The organism is Actinomycetospora lutea (genome assembly GCF_028737205.1).
Taxonomy (GTDB): domain Bacteria; phylum Actinomycetota; class Actinomycetes; order Mycobacteriales; family Pseudonocardiaceae; genus Actinomycetospora; species Actinomycetospora lutea.
The window spans coordinates 1-14,055 of sequence record NZ_JAQZAL010000020.1 but is presented as its reverse complement, the minus strand read 5'-3'; the positions used below and the strand labels follow the sequence as shown (position 1 = coordinate 14,055).

The window sequence follows — 14,055 nt, the reverse complement described above, 5'->3', positions numbered from 1 at the left end:
GCGCCCAGCCCGGGTGCCGACCGCCGACGACCATGTCGCCGGCTTGCGGAACATCGACGCCCTTGCGGAACATCGACGCCACCGCGTCGTGCCGCGGCCCACTCACCGGGCGGGCAGCCACCCACCGGGCACTCCCGGATCGCGGCGTCGACCGGCAGGGGGTCGGCGAGAATGTCGAGGGCGAACGGGGTCACGGTGAGCTCCACACCACCCGGCACTGACACCGTCGGCGGCGAGCATCGGACATCGATCTCCCGGATGCCGGGAGGGGCGTGGCGGTCGGTCGGCGGACGTCCGCACCGTGGCGTGACCGCCACCCACGAGGAGCTGTCGTGACCGCCGCCCACCCCACATCCCCGACGCCTCTACGCTCCGCGCCCGAGACCTTCGCCCGCCGGGAGTGGCCTCGCGCCGCCTGGTACGCCGCCGCCTATGACGTCGAGGTGGGCGCGCACCTGCTGCCGCGCACGGTCGCCGGGGCGTCGCTCGTGCTGTTCCGGACCCCGTCCGGGGAGGCCCGGGCGCTCGAGAACGCCTGCTGGCACCGGCTGCTGCCGCTGTCGGAGGGGAAGCTGCTGGGCGACGAGGTGATGTGCGGCTACCACGGCCTGCGCTACGACGCCGACGGCCGCTGCACCTTCATGCCCTCGCAGAAGACGGTGAACCCGTCGGCCCGCGTGCGCTCCTACCCTGTGGTGGAGCGGCACCGCTTCGTCTGGGTGTGGACCGGGGATCCCGCGGACGCCGACCCGGCCACGATCCCCGATCTGCACTGGAACGACGACCCGGCATGGGCCGGCGATGGCCGGCTCATCCACGTCGACTGCAACTACAAGCTGATCGTCGACAACCTCATGGATCTCACGCACGAGACCTTCGTGCACGGCGGGAGCATCGGGCACCGGTCGGTGGCCGAGTCGCCCTTCGAGGTCACCCACGGCAAGGACGTCGTGACGGTGACCCGCTGGATGATCGACGTCGAGGCACCTCCGTTCTGGGCGCGGCAACTGGAGTGGCGGGGGGCGCCCGCGGGCAACGTCGACCGCTGGCAGATCATCCACTTCACCCCGCCCGGGACGATCGCGATCGACGTGGGCGTCGCCCCCACCGGGACGGGCGCACCCGACGGTGACCGGTCGCAGGGCGTCAACGGGTTCGTCCTCAACACGATGACCCCGGAGTCGGCCACGTCCACGCACTACTTCTGGGCCTTCGCGCGGAACTACGCCCTCACCGACCAGCGGATCACCACGCTGCTGCGCGACGGCGTTGCGGGCGTGTTCGCCGAGGACGAGGAGGTGCTCGCGGCACAGCAACGGGCCATCGACGCGCACCCCGACAAGGAGTTCTACAACCTCAACATCGACGGCGGTGCCATGTGGGCCCGCCGCATGATCGACCTGATGCTCGCCGCCGAGGACGACTCCTACGCCGCGGCGGGAGCGCGGGCCGAGCGCGACATCGCCGAGCACCACCGGGACGACCGGGGCGACGGTGCCGAGCGCGAGGTCGCGCGGGCCCGGGCGGAGGCCGAGCGCGCGCGGAGCGGGTCGTGAGCAGCACCTTCGTGCCCGCGACCGTCCGGGCGGTGCGGGCCGTGGCCGACGACGTCCGGCAGGTAGAGCTCGTGCCCGACGACGGCGTCCGTGGCTACCCGCCGGGCAGCCATCTGGACCTCGCGCTGGAGGTCGACGGGCTGCCGGTGGCGCGCTCGTACTCCGTGGTCGGCGCGGCCCCCGAGGACGGCGCGTACCGGATCGCGGTGAAGCTGCTGCCCGACAGTCGCGGCGGCTCGCGCCGGGTGCACGCGCTGGCCACGGGCGATCGTGTCGAGCTGCGCCACCCCACCAGCCACTTCGAGCTCGACCCGCGACGACCGGAGTACCTGCTCGTCGCCGGCGGCATCGGCATCACGCCGCTGGTGGGCATGGCCGAGGTACTCGCCCGCCGGCGGGAACGGACCGGGGCTCCGGTGCGCCTCGCCTACGCCGGACACCGGCGCGCAGCGATGCCCTTCGTCGACCACCTGCGCGGGTTGCTCGGCGACGGCCTGGTCACCGCCGCCGGCGAGGACGGGGAGCGCCTCGACCTCGTCGCCGAGATCGCGGGCCTGCACCCCGACGGCGAGGTCTACGTCTGCGGCCCGCCGCGCCTGACCGACGCGGTACGGGCCTGCTGGACCGATCAGGGACGCCCGGCGAAGCGGCTACGCACCGAGACCTTCGGCACCGCCGGGCGCCACCCGACGACGGCCTTCGACGTTGAGGTGCGCGACCACGGGCTCACCGTCCACGTTCCGCGCGACCGCACGCTGCTCGGCGCGCTACGCGACGCCGGCGTGGACATGGTGTGGGACTGCCTGCGCGGGGAGTGCGGGCTCTGCACCGTATCGGTTCTCGACCGCGGGGACACCGTCCTGGACCACCGCGACGTCTTCCTCCACGCCGACGAGCAGGAATCGTCGACGCGGCTCTGCGCCTGCGTGTCCCGCGCGGTGGGCGGCCAGCTCTCGATCGATACCGGCTACCGACCGTAGCCCGTCTGCGGGAGTGCCCGCTCCGGCGGGCTTCCTCTCGTCGCCCGGCCGGTGTGGGTGTGGCGAGCCGAGGTCCGAGAGGCCGTCGTGCTCATCGGCCGGGACCTCGCGATGCGGCGCCGCAGGGCGATCACCGCCTCCCGCCCACGATCCATGCTTCAGCGCCTCGATGCTCGGTCCCATCAACTGGGCGAGCTGCTCGACGACCTGTCTACGCGCGCTTCGAGGCCGAGGGGTCGAGCAACGGCTCCTCCTCGTGTTCGTCATCGCGCGGCCCGTCGTCCGGACCGTTCTCGCTCGCCAAGCGGCACGTCTGATGGGGAGGCCCGTGCCCGTTGGCCTGGGCGGGCAAAGCAGCCGAGTCGACGTGACGATCGACCGTGAGGTCGTGAGGGACCGGGAGTACACGTTCAGCGTTGAACACTGACTTGTCTCACGGGCTCGCAGAGCAGGGCGTCGGGGGCCCACCCCCGACGAGACGACAAGGTGCTCGGATGATAAGAAGATCTGGTGGAGGCTGCGGGGTGCCCCAGGTTCCGCGGAGTCGCGTGGCTGGACCGACGACGGGGTCGCCGCGCGGTCAAGCCGATGCGCGGGCGGCGGCCGTCATGTCGACGCTGCGCGTCTCGGGCAGCGCCGCGGCACACGACACGCTGACCAAGGCCAGGATGCAGAGCATGATCCCGATGGCGAATGGCCCGAAGGCGGCAGCGAGCGGGGCCGCGATCAGGGGTGGCACCGCACCCCCGAGGATCGCGGAGAGATTGTAGGCCGCGCCGGCTCCGGTGTAGCGGTGCCGGGTTTCGAAGAGCTCGGGCAGCAGGGCCCCTGCCGGGCCGTATTGCACGCCCACGATCGCGAGGGTCACCACGAGCCCGAGCCCGAACGCCCACGCGGTGCCGATGCCGAGCACCGGGAACAGCAGCAGCCCCCACGCCACCGCGACCGCGTTGGCACCCACGACGAGGCGCTTGCGCCCCACGCGATCGGAGAGCCACCCGCAGACGATCGTGGTCGCGCCGAAGGCGATCCCGGCGACGATGCCCATCGTCAGGACCGCCGGGCGGCTGAGCCCGGCGCCTGACGGGCTGGTCCCGAAGCTGGTGAGGTAGGCGGTCCCCATGTAGAAGAACGCGAAGAGCGCGATCCCCGAGCCGCCGCCGAGCAGGATCGCCCGCCCCTGATTGCGGATCGCGGAGAGAAGCGGCGTGGTGCCCAGCAGCGCGGACGCCTCCGGCCCGCCGCGGGCCTGCTGGAAGACCGGCGTCTCGCTGATCTTGAGGCGGACGTAGAGACCCGCGCCCACCAGGACGATGCTGAGCAGGAACGGGATCCGCCAGCCGTAGTCGAGGAAGACCTGGTCGGCGTCGCCGAGGGTGAGCCCCGTGACGAGGAAGGTGCCGCTGGCGAGGGCGAACGCGATCGGTGCCCCGAGCTGAGGGAAGATCGCGTAGAGGCCCCGCTTGCCCGGCGGGGCGTACTCGGCGGTGAGCAGCACCGCGCCGGCCCACTCTCCGCCCACCGCGAAGCCCTGCGCGAAACGGAGCACGACCAGCGCGACCGGCGCCGCCGCCCCGATCGTGGACGCGCCGGGGAGCAACCCGATGGCCACTGTCGCGGTCCCCATCACGAGCAGCGTCACGACCAGCGTTCGCTTGCGCCCGATGCGGTCACCGAAGTGTCCGAAGAACAGCGCCCCGACCGGCCGGGCCACGAACGCCACAGCGAACGTCGCGAAGGACGCCACGGTGCCGGCGGTCGCCCCCAGGGCCGGGAAGAAGATCTTTGGGAAGACCAGCGCCGCGGCCGTCCCGTAGATGAAGAAGTCGTAGAACTCGATCGTGGTCCCGACTGCGCTGGCGAATGCGACGCGCTGCAACGTCTTCCGATCGGCCGACCCGTTCTTCGGGACCTCGGTCATCGTCATCTCCCCACGTCGGCGGCCACCCCGCCCGGTGAGACTAGCGAGCTGTGACCCGCGTCACGACCCGACGGGTGGGGGCGACCGCTGCGCCGCCACCGGCCCAAGCGATGGCTGACATCGAGGCGTGCCGGAACCCTCGAGCACGCACGCTTGGTCGCGGGATGGCCGACCGCACTGCCGCGCGGAGGCTGGACAACGGCGACGTCGAAATCGCTCCCGAGCGGAGCGCCGTTCAGGGCGCCGGGCCGGCACCGCAAATCACGGCAGTCTTCGGCGCAGTCCCGCTCGGTATCCCCGCGGCGGACGTGCGGTTGCGCTGTATCGGCCGTGCCGGCATCGATCTCACCTGAGGTGCCGCCTCCGTTCGGAAGGGTCAAATCGGCGACTGTAGCGATTTCGGGTTCAGTGGTTCCGCTTGACTCCCAGCAATTTTTCCGGAGCATCTCCGGGCATGGCACAGAAGACGGTCGTGTCCCTCATCGACGACCTGGACGGCACCGAAGCAAACGAGACCGTTGAGTACGCTCTTGACGGCGCCACCTACGAGATCGACCTCAACGAGGAGAACGCCGAACAGCTGCGCGAAATCTTCGCTCCCTACATCTCGGCCGCCCGGCGCACCGGTGGCCGGCGCTCGAGGGGTGGCCGCTCAGGCTCCGGTTCCTCTTCGAGCAGCTCGTCCGGAACGGGCGTCGTCGGCCGAAGCAGGGAGGCCATGAAGGCCATCCGAGACTGGGCGAAGAGTGAAGGCTGGGCGGTCAGTGACCGTGGCCGCCTCCCCGGCAACGTCGTCGAGGCGTACGACGCAGCTCACAAGTAGGTACTCCCGCCCTGGGTCGGGACGGGCTCGCCTACCGCCACCTCAACGATCTCCAGCACAGTTCTCCAGTTATCTCGGCTCACGGCCGATTACGCTTGATCCGATGACGGCTCTGTGGGACCACGATGCGATCACGCTGGCCGGGATGCTGCGTGGTCGGGAGGTCTCGGCGCGTGAGGTGATCGCTGCGCACATCGAGCGGGTCGAGGCGGTCGATGGAGCCGTGAATGCGGTGGTGACCCGGTGCTTTGAGCAAGCCATGGCGAAGGCGGCGGCCGCGGACCAGGCGCTGGCCCGGGGTCATGCGCCGGGTTTGCTGCACGGGCTACCGGTCGCGCACAAGGACCTCATCGACACCGCAGGGGTGCGCACTACCTACGGATCCCCACTGTTCGCCGAGCATGTGCCCGATCGCGACGATCTGGTGGTGAGCCGGATGGCTGGCGCCGGGGCGATCAGTCTGGGCAAGACCAATACCCCGGAGTTCGGCGCGGGCTCGCACACCGTGAACCGGGTGTTCGGTGCGACCCGCAATCCGTACGACTTGAGCCGTAGTGCGGGCGGGAGCAGCGGCGGGGCGGCCGCGGCGCTGGCGGCGCGGATGGTGTGTCTGGCCGACGGGAGCGACCTCGGGGGGTCGCTGCGAAACCCGGCCAGCTTCTGCAACGTCGTGGGCTTGCGGCCGTCGCCGGGCCGGGTGCCCACCTGGCCGGTCACCGACCCGGCTGACACCCTGAGCGTCCAGGGGCCGATGGCTCGAACCGTTGCGGACACGGCTCTGCTGCTCGCCGTCCTGTCCGGTCCTGACCCCCGGGCCACCCTCGCGCTCGACACGCCGCCGCCCGCGCTGGCCGCTCCGGCCGACGTGACCCGAGTGCTGGCGCAGGACCTGCAGGGGGTTCGCGTGGCCTGGAGCGCGGACCTGGGTCTGCCGGTCGAGCCCGAGGTGAGGGCCGCGCTGGCGCCTGCCCGTGCGGTACTGGCCGACGTTGGCTGCCAGATCAGGGATGCGGCACCTGACCTGACCGGCGGGGACGAGGTGTTCCGGACCTGGCGGGCGCTGCGCTTCGTGACGGCGTTCGAGCCGTTGCTGCGTGCCCACCCCGGCGCCCTCGGCCCGAACGTGACATGGAACATCGAGCGCGGCCAGGAGCTGACCGTCGCCGACCTCAGCCGGGCCACCACCTTGTGGGCGACGTTGGCCGAGCGGGTCAGCGCGTTCTTCGCCGACTTCGATGTGCTCGCCTGCCCGGTGAGCCAGGTAGCCCCGTTCGACGTGGATCTGGACTGGGTGCACCAGATCGCTGGAGTGCCGCAGCAGTCCTACCTGGACTGGATGAGATCGGCGTACCTGATTTCGGCCACCGGGCTGCCCGCGATCTCGGTGCCCGCCGGGTTCACCACCGAAGGTCTGCCCGTAGGACTGCAACTGGTCGGCGGCCGCCGGGCCGACTGGCACCTGCTCGCGGTCGCCGCCGCGGTCGAGAATCCGAGACCCCAGCGCCCCGCGGCGTCCCCGAGCCGCTAACCCCCGGCACCGTCAGGCCTGCATGACCGGTGGGACCGCGGTTGGTGCTGAGGCCGAGCTGGGGGTCCTGCCCGCCCCTCGGGAGCTCGCACCTGCGTCCTGCCCCATCCGGGCTGACGGCCACCGCTGACCGCGCTGCGGGCGGGAAGGCCGCCGGACAGGCGTGGGTCTTCTTCGCGCTCTGAAGGTCCCTTGGCTCCGGAGACCAACGATCATGGCCGTAGGTCGTGGGGAAGTGACGGGCTGCCGGTGACCCTCAGACCGGGACTGTGCGGGGGCGTCCTCCCTCGCACGTGTTCCGCCTCGATCCGCGGGTGACGGTGGCGGAGGTGGCGCGGGCGGGCGCACGCTGACGGTACGTCCGCCGGTGGCGAGAGGGGCGATCAGCGTGGTGTTCCGGATTCAGCCGCACGTCCGGCTGCACGAGTGGGTCGCCGAGGAGCACGGCTTCTTCGCTGCCGAGGGGCTGGAGTACGCCTTCGACGCGGCCGGGTTCGCGGGCGGGACCAGCAGCGTGGCCCGCGAGGACGACGCGCCGCTCGACGTGCGCAGCGGGGCCCTCGAGGACATGGCGGCGGGGCGTTCCGCCGAGGTCTCGTGCGCCTGCCACTGGGCGGTCAACGCGGCCGCCACCGAGCACCACGGCAGGATGTACGGCAACGCCTACTCGGTCTGCCCTGCCGGCATCTACGTCGCCCCGGATCGGGGGCTTCGGGAGCCCCGCGACCTGGCGGGGGTCGAGGTGGGCGTGGGTTACCACTCGGGCAGCCACTATTCGGCCCTGCAAGGCCTCGAGCCGTTCCTCCCGCGCGGCGACATCCGTCTGGGCTTCGTCGGCCGGCCCTTCGAGCGGGTTCGACTGCTGCTCGAGGGCACGGTGTCCGCGGTGAACGTGTGGGGCGCCGGGGCGTACGTGCTCGAGCAGCGCGGGTTCGCCAAGCTCGTCGACACGACGTTCGTGATGGGCTTCTTCCTGTCGCCGAGCGCGGACCCCCAGGATGTCGAGCGCTACTTCCGTGCCCTCCTGCGCGCTCAGCAGGAAATCGATCTCGAGCCGAAGCACTACACCCATTACTGGGCGCGGGAGGTGCCCGAGGATCTCCTCGCGCTGGTGGACGTGCGGCGATTCGGTCCCGGCGAGCGCGTCGTGCCCCAGCCCTATACATCGGAGATGTTCGAGCGGGCACACGCGTGGATGCAGACCTGGGACCTGCTCGATCCCGAGGCCGCCGCCGGCGCCCGCTACGAAGACGTCGTTCTGCGGGCACCGACTTTCCCCGGTCCGCATGAGCACGCTCGGTAGATCACCACCGCGGGGGTCGCCTGCGCAGGTCGCATGCGCACGAAGCACGCGATGGCACGGATGTCAGCCGGGTTCCGCTTCGGTGAGACGCCTTCGGGCATGGTCCACGCCTTGGTCAACCCACCAACACGCACAGTTCCAGGTACCCACCATGAGGTTCTGGCCCTCGCCCTTGACCGGTTGTCGAGCTCCTCGCCGATGGGTTCCGTGCGCACGCCCTCCCCGAGCGGTTGGGTGTCGTGCTCACCCGCGTCAACAACGCAGCTGAGCACTACATCTAGTCCCCGGAGCTGGCACACCTCGCCGACGATCAGTGGGGGTTTGCGCGGATTGCCGCCGTGTTGCGCCCGGCCGGTACCGCTCGGACGAGCTGTCCGGGCGGGAGACCGGGCCGATCGCTGGAGTTGGTCGGCGAGCTTGGTGATGGCCTGGCCCACGCGATGATTTCCGGGACGCTGCGGCGCCCATCGGGGCTCGACGATGACGATGGCCCGCCGAGCGCACCGAACACCGTCGCCATGGCGAGCGCGCTGCTGCCGGCGCCGAGGGGCAGCGATCCGGTAGGCGCCATCGCCGGCGTCGCCGCCCTCGGGCTGCGGGCTCTCGGCCACGATACGGCACGGCTCGCGGCCGGCCTGCGGCGTCGTCGGCCCTGCCACCGCGGTCGTTCCGGGACGGAGGACGTCGTCGGGGCGCCGCGCGTGCGACGGCCACGTCAGTAGGGTTCACCCCGCGGCATGGCGTGCAGCTCGGGGAGGGCGCACGCTGGGCGCCGGGTCGTCGGGCGAAGACGAGGAGGTTCAGCACGTGTGTGCTGCCTCGCTCCACCATGGAGCGGTCCTCGAGCGGGGCTCTCGGTGAGCGAGTCGTGGTTGGGCGACGGCTTCGTGGCGGCGCTCGATCGGGAGCTGCAGCTGGTCGAGGACGCCGACGAGATCATGATCGTCGCGGCGCAGCGTCTCGGCGAGTATGTCGGAGCCGACCGGTGCGCCTACGCGCAGGTCGAGGCCGACGAGGATCACTTCGTCATGTCCGGGGACTGGGCCTCGGGGCTGCCGCACCTGACTGGGCGGTTCGCGATGTCCCAGTTCGGCGCGGAGGCGCTGTCGTCGATGCGCCGGGGTGAGGCGTGGGTCGTCGAGGACGCCGAGATCGACCCGCGCCTCACCGACGACCAGCGCGCGGTCTACACCGCCACCGGGATCCACGCCGTGGTCTGTGTCCCGCTGACCAAGCAGCGCCGGTTCGTCGCCGCGATGGCGGTGCACCAGGCGCACCCGCGGCGCTGGGCGCCGAGGGAGATCGACCTGACGGTGACGGTGGCCAGCCGCTGCTGGGAGTCGCTGGCGCGGGCGCGGGCCGTGCGCAGCGCCCGGGGCAGCGAGGACCGGTTCCGGCTGCTGTTCGAGCGGGCGACCGACGGTATCTGGCTCGCCGATCAGGACGGCCGGTTCCTCGATGTGAACCCGGCGGCGTGCGCCATGGTCGGGCTGACGCGCGAGGAGCACGTGCGTCGGCAGGTGCAGGACCTGGTGCGCGCGGAGGACCAGGGCAGTCTGGGGCTGCTGAAGGAACGCTTGCGCCGGGGCGAGGCGGTCAACGAGACCTGGGAGATGTGCCACGCGGCCGGCGGAACGGTGGCCATCGAGCTGAGCATCTGGTTCACCCCCGACGGTCTGTGGCAGGCGATCGGGCGCGACGTCACCGCGCGTCGGCGCGCCGAGGTCGAGCGCGAGCGGCTCTACCTGGTCGAGCACGACGTGGCCCAGACCCTGCAGCGCAGTCTGCTGCCCCGCGCCGCGCCGGCGCTGGCGCGGCTCAGCACGGCGACCCGCTATCTCCCGGCCAGCGCCGAGGCCCAGGCCGGCGGGGACTGGTACGACCTGATGGTGATCGGGGAGGCTTCCGTGGCGTTGGCAGTAGGCGACGTCGTCGGGCACGGCCCGCGGGCCGCCGCTGTGATGGGGCAGCTGCGCAGCGCCCTGTCCGCCTACCTGCTCGAGGGACATCCGCCGGCCGAGGCGCTCGAGCGGCTCGACCGCTTCGCCGCCGGCGTCGAGGGCGCCTTGGGCAGTACCTGCGCGTGCCTCACCCTCGACTGGGAGACCGGCCTGCTGACCTGGGCGCTCGCGGGGCACCTCCCGCTGCTGCTCATCGATGACGACGGCGTCCGCTTCCCGAGCGGGGGCGAGGGCACCATGCTCGGCGTGCGCGAGCGCGCCGCTGCCTACCGGTCGGCCAGCCTCGCCCTGGCGCCCGGCTCGTCGGTGCTGCTCTACACCGACGGCCTCGTCGAGCGGCGTGGGGAGTCGCTGGACGAGGGCCTCGACCGGCTGCGGCACACGGCCGTCCAGGTGGGGCACCGACACCCCGAGGACCTCCTGAGTGGTCTGGTCGACGCCGCGGCCAACGGTGGCGGTGGCGGCTCCGGAGCCGGCGATGACATCGCGCTGGTCATGGTCCGGTGGATTCCCGAGCCCTTGCGTCTGCGGCTTCCGGCCACCCCCGCATCACTGCGGACCTCGCGGCAGCAGGTGACGAGGTGGGCCGCGCGGGCTGGGGTCGCTCAGGGCCATGCCGACGATCTCCACCTGGCCATCGGCGAGGCGGTCACCAACGCCATCGAGCACGCCTACACGGACGCGGACGGAGAGGTCTCGCTCGAGGTCGCCCGCACGCACTCCGGTACGGTGCGGGTCACGGTCAGCGATGAGGGCCGCTGGCGACCGCCACCGAGCGATCCCGGCCACCGCGGCCGCGGCCTGGTGCTCATCCGCGAGATCGCCGACGACGTCGAGATCCAGTGTCGCGCCGGCGGCACCAAGGTGACCTTCCTGGTACCGGACCCGGAGAGCTGACTCCGATATCGACAGCACACCTCGGCGGGTCGCGGTCGGGTTATGCCAAGATCCAGTCGAGCGAGGCCCCAGAGGTCCAGGTCAGCAGTCGCCGCGAGGTCGCGTCCGTATTCGCGTCGACACGAAGGGGCACGCGTTGACGGCGGCGACGCAGCAGGTGGAGCCGTAACCCGTGGAGACCGGCCGCAGGGAGTCCTGCTGAACGGACGCCGCGATGGTCTCGCGCCAGTCGCGTTCTCCCGAGGCAAGGTCGAGCCCGGCGAGAACCGTCGAGCAGGCCGCGGCCCACGAGACCGAGGAGGAGACAGGACGCCGCGTCCGCACGGACTACGCAGTCGACGGACACATCCCGCCACTGGCGCCCGCGTCGCCGACGTTTGCTGCTGAGCCCGTCACGTCGCGACTCGTGGGGTGCCCTGCCGACCGCCGGCGGACGACCGCTGGAAGCGACGTCCGCGCGACTCGCCGAGGGCCCCTGGTGCTCCTGGGCATCACTGGTCGCCCCATTGTTCAGAGCGCCATCCGAGATCAAGAATGATCGGACAGGTCTTCAGCGCGTGAGTGCGTAACGCACGAGCTCCTCGTTGCTCACGGCCCGCCTGATGCCACCTGGGCATTCGAGGGTGTCCTCGAAGCCGATCCGCGTGTCGAGGTTCATGCGCTGCGCGTAGTCAAGGACGGGCCAGGCCCCGGCGTCCTCGCCGTGCAGGAGGATCGGAGTGGGCATGGGGCCGAGCGCCTTGAGGATGCGCATCGCCTCGGCGACCGCCAGGCGGGGATCGGTCACGGTCACTTCGGCCAGGATCCGGGCCGTGCCTCGGGGTAGACCGGTCCGCTTGAGCTGTACGGCGTCCCCGGAGGTCCAGACTCCGAGCTCCACCCCGATGCCCACCGCGTCGAGGGCCGCGCACACCCGCTGCCACCCGCGTTCGTGGACGTTGACCGAGGCGAGGTCGGGGCGGGCGTGGGTGGGCAGCCGCCCCCACTGTTCGATGATTTCGGTGCGTGCGACGGGGTCGGGCTCGACCCATCGGGCCGTGGTGACCCCGATCTCGGTCTGCGGGGCCATCTCGCGGATCGCGCGGGTCACGGCCCCGACCGTGCTCGGATCGAGGCTCTCGCGCCCGTCGGGGTCGCGAGGATGCACGTGGACGCGCTGCACGCCGAGCGCGGAAACCGCGCGCGCGTCCCGAGCGAGGTGCCGTGGAGTCATCGGCACGGCCGGGTACGCATCAGCTGGGCGGGCACCGTTGGGGCAGCACTGCAGCACCGCAGCCTCCCCTCCTCCGGCCGGCCCCCCGATCCTCGCCAGCTTCGCCCCACTCGTCGATGCAAGCAACGTCTGCAAGCGCGTCTGCCCGGGGGTCGAAGGCTGGGCGAGCACGTCAGCACCTGATGCGCCAGGACCGCGCCCTCGCGGCTGTCTGCGAAGCCACCCCGAAGTCGTCCGCGCAGCAGTCGCCGCTCGCGGGAGGCACCCAAGTGGCCGCGCCCCTGCAGCGCCACCGTGCTGCGGCCACGGCGTCTGCCGAGGCGTGCAGGGAGGGGCTGTCAACGGCAGCTGAACCTGGACCCCCTGGCGACGGCCGAAAATGGACCCCCTGCCAGGTTGTTGATCTAGTTAGTCGTCGGTCTTGCCGGTTGCGGGGACGCGGCCGAGGTCGCGGTCTTTGAGCCGGTAGCTGTCGCCCTTGAGCGAGACGACCTCGGCGTGGTGCACCAGCCGGTCGATCATCGCGGCAGCGACGACGTCGTCGCCGAAGACTTCGCCCCACCGACCGAAGGGCTTGTTGCTGGTGACGATCAGCGAGGCCTGTTCGTAGCGGGACGAGACGAGCTGGAAGAACAGGTTCGCCGCTTCGGCTTCGAACGGGATGTAGCCGACCTCGTCGATGATCAGCAGCGGGACCCGGCCCAGCTTGGTCAGCTCGGCCTGCAGCCGGCCGGCGTGGTGGGCCTCGGCGAGGCGGGCGACCCACTCGGCGGCGGTGGCGAACAGGGTGCGGTGCCCGGCCTGACAGGCCCGGACACCCAGGCCGACCGCGAGGTGGGTCTTGCCGGTGCCGGGCGGCCCGAGGAACACCACGTTCTCGCGGGCGGTGATGAAGTCCAGGGTGCCGAGGTGGGCGAGGGTCTCGCGCTTGAGGGAGCGCTGGTGCTCGACGTCGAAGTCCTCGAGGCTCTTGCGGGCCGGGAAGCGGGCGGCGCGGATGCGGCCCTCGCCGCCGTGGGCTTCGCGGGCGGCGACCTCGCGTTGCAGGCAGGCGGCCAGGAACTCCTCGTGGGTCCAGGACTCGGTGCGGGCGCGCTCGGCGAGGCGCTCTACCGCGGCCGCGAGCGAGGGGGCCTTGAGCGCCCGGGTCAGGTAGGCCAGTTCCGAGGCGATGTTGCGTCCGCTGGTGGGCGCGCTGGAGGACACCTTGGCGGGCATCAGACCGCCTGGCCCATCGCCGGCTCGTCCCCGTCCTCGGTGCTGCTCAGACCGAACATGCGGTCGTAGTCGGCCAGGTCGCGGCAGGCGACCTCCTCGCCGCTGGGAGCCGCGGGCCGCTCGCGGTAGGCCTGCCGCAGCCGGGCCGCGGCGTCGGCGTGGGCGGGGTCGGTGATGCTCTGGTGCCGCGCCCAGCAGCGCCGATGGCGGGCGACCTGCTGCCCGTCGAGGGCTGCGGTGACCTGCTCGAGGTCGGCGCTGACGACGATCCGGCGCCCGACCGCGGTGGGGTGCACCGAGTAGTCGTTGCCGTCGAGGCGGACATAGTGGTCCCGAGGTAGCCGCAGACTGGTCGTCCAGCCCGAGGACGGCGCGACCGGCGGCAGCGCCACCATCGCGGCCCGATCCGCCTTCCACCGTTCGACCGGCCGGGCGCCGAGCCGGCGGTGGTGGCGCTGGTTGGCCCGCGCCAACCACACCCCGAGCTGGCCGTTGAAGTCCGTCGGCGACGCGAAGCGGCGTCCGGGCAGGAACGAGGTCTCCAGGTACTCGTTGGCCCGCTCGACCAGGCCCTTGGCCTCGGGATCGCGCGGTCGGCACAGGATCACCTTGATCCCCAGCGCGCCGCGGAACCCGTGCATGGCCTCGGTCAGCT

The 14,055-nt window shown here is 71.8% G+C and carries 11 protein-coding genes; 7 read left to right on the top strand and 4 right to left on the bottom strand.

Annotated elements, in window-relative coordinates; all coding sequences use genetic code 11:
- The first annotated feature begins 332 nt into the window (after positions 1–332).
- Positions 333–1,556 (top strand): aromatic ring-hydroxylating dioxygenase subunit alpha, encoded by a 1,224-nt coding sequence (locus PHK61_RS20990; protein WP_274282969.1) that lies wholly within the window; start codon positions 333–335, stop codon positions 1,554–1,556.
- On the top strand, positions 1,553–2,536 hold the full coding sequence (locus PHK61_RS20985; protein ID WP_274282968.1) for a PDR/VanB family oxidoreductase: 984 nt from the start codon (positions 1,553–1,555) through the stop codon (positions 2,534–2,536). The genes PHK61_RS20990 and PHK61_RS20985 overlap by 4 nt, the downstream gene beginning before the upstream one ends.
- A 580-nt stretch (positions 2,537–3,116) precedes the next feature.
- Here the strand turns inward: PHK61_RS20985 and PHK61_RS20980 are convergent.
- Entirely contained in the window at positions 3,117–4,457 is a 1,341-nt protein-coding gene (locus tag PHK61_RS20980) for an MFS transporter (RefSeq protein WP_274282967.1), read from the bottom strand.
- A gap of 164 nt (positions 4,458–4,621) precedes the next feature.
- On the opposite strand from PHK61_RS20980, the gene PHK61_RS20975 reads away from it, so the two are divergent.
- The 5 genes from PHK61_RS20975 (at position 4,622) to PHK61_RS20955 (ending at position 10,969) form a co-directional block, all read left to right on the top strand.
- The gene (locus PHK61_RS20975; RefSeq protein WP_274282966.1) at positions 4,622–4,810 is read left to right on the top strand and encodes a hypothetical protein; all 189 of its coding nucleotides are present in this window, start codon (positions 4,622–4,624) and stop codon (positions 4,808–4,810) included.
- Positions 4,811–4,911: 101 nt separating this feature from the next.
- Entirely contained in the window at positions 4,912–5,280 is a 369-nt protein-coding gene (locus PHK61_RS20970; RefSeq protein WP_274282965.1) for a histone-like nucleoid-structuring protein Lsr2, read from the top strand.
- Between the two features lie 103 nt (positions 5,281–5,383).
- Entirely contained in the window at positions 5,384–6,808 is a 1,425-nt protein-coding gene (locus PHK61_RS20965) for an amidase (RefSeq protein ID WP_274282964.1), read from the top strand.
- A 367-nt stretch (positions 6,809–7,175) separates the two neighbouring features.
- Entirely contained in the window at positions 7,176–8,111 is a 936-nt protein-coding gene (locus PHK61_RS20960) for an ABC transporter substrate-binding protein (RefSeq protein ID WP_274282963.1), read from the top strand.
- An 857-nt stretch (positions 8,112–8,968) separates the two neighbouring features.
- Complete coding sequence (locus tag PHK61_RS20955) at positions 8,969–10,969, top strand: SpoIIE family protein phosphatase (protein WP_274282962.1); 2,001 nt, start codon at positions 8,969–8,971, stop codon at positions 10,967–10,969.
- Positions 10,970–11,519: 550 nt separating this feature from the next.
- Here PHK61_RS20955 and PHK61_RS20950 read toward each other — a convergent pair.
- The 3 genes from PHK61_RS20950 to PHK61_RS20940 all read right to left on the bottom strand — a co-directional run.
- Positions 11,520–12,239 (bottom strand): 3-keto-5-aminohexanoate cleavage protein, encoded by a 720-nt coding sequence (locus PHK61_RS20950; RefSeq protein WP_274283073.1) that lies wholly within the window; start codon positions 12,237–12,239, stop codon positions 11,520–11,522.
- Positions 12,240–12,590: 351 nt separating this feature from the next.
- Complete coding sequence (istB, locus tag PHK61_RS20945) at positions 12,591–13,400, bottom strand: IS21-like element helper ATPase IstB (RefSeq protein ID WP_274282961.1); 810 nt, start codon at positions 13,398–13,400, stop codon at positions 12,591–12,593.
- Positions 13,400–14,055: Mu transposase domain-containing protein (locus tag PHK61_RS20940; protein ID WP_420791420.1), on the bottom strand; the 656-nt coding region annotated here is incomplete at its 5' end. The genes PHK61_RS20940 and istB, both read right to left, overlap by 1 nt.

Excerpts from the sequence above, each read along its gene's own strand:
- PHK61_RS20980 (WP_274282967.1), bottom strand. The coding sequence starts at position 4,457 with ATGACCGAGGTCCCGAAGAACGGGTCGGCCGATCGGAAGACGTTGCAG.
- PHK61_RS20975 (WP_274282966.1), top strand. The coding sequence starts at position 4,622 with ATGGCCGACCGCACTGCCGCGCGGAGGCTGGACAACGGCGACGTCGAA.
- PHK61_RS20970 (WP_274282965.1), top strand. The coding sequence starts at position 4,912 with ATGGCACAGAAGACGGTCGTGTCCCTCATCGACGACCTGGACGGCACC.
- PHK61_RS20965 (WP_274282964.1), top strand. The coding sequence starts at position 5,384 with ATGACGGCTCTGTGGGACCACGATGCGATCACGCTGGCCGGGATGCTG.
- istB (WP_274282961.1), bottom strand. The coding sequence starts at position 13,400 with ATGCCCGCCAAGGTGTCCTCCAGCGCGCCCACCAGCGGACGCAACATC.